Consider the following 314-nt stretch of genomic DNA (forward strand, 5'->3'; position numbering starts at 1 on the left):
GGCCATAGCTCAGCTGGGAGAGCGCCTGCCTTGCAAGCAGGAGGTCAGCGGTTCGATCCCGCTTGGCTCCACCATAACTCACCCCAAAAAGTGAAGATAAGCGTTGTAGCTTATGCCGATTACTTTTCGGGGGCCCCGAAGCTGGAAGCAATTAACGGTTGCAAAGGTGTCGGCGGTTATGGTAAGATAGCATTCGCTGTTGAGAAACAGTGAAGAAAAGTGAATAAGCAAGCTCGTTTGGTGATAATGGCGAAGGGGAACCACGCGTACCCATCTCGAACACGACCGTTAAGCCCTTCAGCGCCGATGGTACT

1 rRNA gene is annotated in these 314 nt (G+C 52.5%); it reads left to right on the forward strand.

The window, feature by feature from the left end:
• Positions 1 to 236: 236 nt before the first annotated feature.
• Positions 237 to 314, forward strand: a 5S ribosomal RNA gene (gene rrf / locus ACSEXW_RS28410); the annotation flags it as partial.

Origin of the sequence: Oryzibacillus soli (assembly GCF_051594765.1) — a bacterium.
Taxonomy (GTDB): domain Bacteria; phylum Bacillota; class Bacilli; order Paenibacillales; family NBRC-103111; genus Paenibacillus_AR.